The organism is Pseudomonas sp. GXM4 (assembly GCF_008923895.1).
GTDB classification, from domain to species: domain Bacteria; phylum Pseudomonadota; class Gammaproteobacteria; order Pseudomonadales; family Pseudomonadaceae; genus Aquipseudomonas; species Aquipseudomonas atacamensis.
Genome location: NZ_WBRZ01000460.1, coordinates 1 through 2095, shown reverse-complemented (window position 1 = coordinate 2095; position 2095 = coordinate 1). Strand labels below are relative to the sequence as shown.

Here is a 2095-nt window from a genome sequence, read left to right as displayed (position 1 = left end):
CCGTTTGGCGCCCTTTTTTTATGGGCGCCGGATGGGCTATCCTCGGGCTCTCCCGCGCCGTCGTCAGAGCCGGGTGTTGAGCAGAGAACCCCCGATGATCACCAGCAAGCTGCCGAATGTCGGCATCACTCTTTTCACGCAGATGTCTCAGCTCGCGGCGCAGACCGGCGCGATCAACCTGTCCCAGGGTTTCCCGGATTTCGACGGCCCGCAGTCGTTGCGTGATGCGGTCGGGCGGCATATCGCCAGTGGCCATAACCAGTATTCGCCGATGACCGGTTTGCCGGCATTGCGTCAGCAGATCGCGGCCAAGATCGCCCGCAGCTACGGCGTGACTGTTGATGCCGATCATGAAGTGACGGTAACACCTGGCGCGACCCAGGCGATCTTCTGCGCGATTCAGGCCGTTATCCACAGCGGCGATGAAGTCATCGTCTTCGATCCGTGCTACGACAGCTACGCACCGGCAACGGAGCTGGCGGGTGGTCGTTGCGTGCATGTGCAGCTGAATCCGGACGATTTCTCCATCGATTTCGATCAACTCGCTGCGGCCCTGAGCCCGCGCACGAAAATGATCGTCATCAACACCCCGCACAACCCCAGCGGCGCATTGATCAGCCGCGCCGAGCTCGATCAACTGGCGGCGTTGATCCGTGATCGCGACATCTATCTGATCAGCGACGAAGTCTACGAACACCTGGTCTTCGACGGCGTGCCACATGTCAGCGTGCTGGCCCATGAAGAGCTGTATCAGCGCGCGTTCGTGGTCAGTTCGTTCGGCAAGACGTACCACGTCACCGGCTGGAAAACCGGCTACGTCGTCGCCCCGCCAGCGCTGACGGCCGAGCTGCGCAAGGTGCATCAGTACGTCAGTTTCTGTGGCGTCACACCGCTGCAATACGCGCTGGCCGATTACATGGCCGAGCAACCGGAACACGTTGAAGAGCTGCCGGGTTTCTATCAGGCCAAGCGCGATCTGTTCTGCGATCTGCTCGCGCCGTCGCGCTTCAGTTTTACCCGGGTCACCGGTACCTATTTCCAGTTGGTCGATTATTCGCAGATCCGTCCTGATCTGAATGATGTCGACATGGCCATGTGGATGACTCGCGAGCACGGTGTCGCGAGCATTCCGGTGTCGGTGTTCTACCAGAATCCACCGCAGGGCCAGCGCCTGATACGCCTGTGCTTTGCCAAACGCGAGGAGACGCTGCGTGAAGCGGCGGCGAAACTATGCGTGATCTGAGTGCATTGCCAGACCTGACCCTGGCGTTGATCCAGACCAGCCTGGCCTGGCACGACCGCCAGGCCAACCTCGAGCATTTCGAGCTGCTGCTGGAGCAGGCCCGGGGCGCCGATCTGATCATCCTGCCGGAGATGTTCACTACCGGATTCTCGATGGAATCGGAAACCCTCGCCGAAGTCGAAAACGGCCCGACCAGTAAATGGCTGCGGGCGCAGGCAGCCAAGTTCGATGCGGTCATCACTGGCAGCGTGATCATCCAGGCGGCCGACGGCAGCCATCGCAACCGCTTGCTGTGGGCGCGGCCGGACGGCGAAGTGCTGCATTACGACAAGCGTCATCTGTTCCGCATGGCCGGCGAGCACAACCATTACACGCCCGGCGAGCGGCAGGTGCAGTTTGAACTCAAGGGCTGGCGGATTCGTCCGCTGATCTGCTACGACCTGCGTTTCCCGGTGTGGAGCCGCGATGCGCAGGACACCGATTTGCTGCTGTATACCGCGAACTGGCCGGGCGCACGGCGTCTGCACTGGAACCGCCTGCTGCCGGCACGAGCGATTGAAAATCTCTGCTACGTGGCAGCGGTAAATCGGGTGGGCAGCGATGGCAAAGGCTTCGCCTATACCGGCGACAGTCAGGTGCTGGATTTCCAGGGCGAGACGTTGCTGGCGGCGGGGGAGGCGGATGGCGTGTTCAAGGTGATTGTGGAAGCGGCGCCGTTGGCGGCGTATCGCGAGCGCTTTCCGGCGAACCTGGATGCCGACACTTTCGAGTTCACCTAACGCAGCCGATCATTCCCACGCTCTGCGTGGGAATGCAGCCCGTGACGCTCCGCTTCACTGGACGCGGAGCGTC

Annotated in this window: 2 protein-coding genes; both read left to right on the top strand. The window is 61.7% G+C overall.

Annotation, left to right across the window (positions count from 1 at the left end; genetic code table 11):
* The first annotated feature begins 94 nt into the window (after nt 1–94).
* Entirely contained in the window at nt 95–1243 is a 1149-nt protein-coding gene (locus tag F8N49_RS27410; protein WP_151553283.1) for a pyridoxal phosphate-dependent aminotransferase, read from the top strand.
* Entirely contained in the window at nt 1231–2022 is a 792-nt protein-coding gene (locus F8N49_RS27405; RefSeq protein ID WP_122752268.1) for an amidohydrolase, read from the top strand. The genes F8N49_RS27410 and F8N49_RS27405 overlap by 13 nt, the downstream gene beginning before the upstream one ends.
* The last annotated feature ends 73 nt before the right edge of the window (nt 2023–2095 follow it).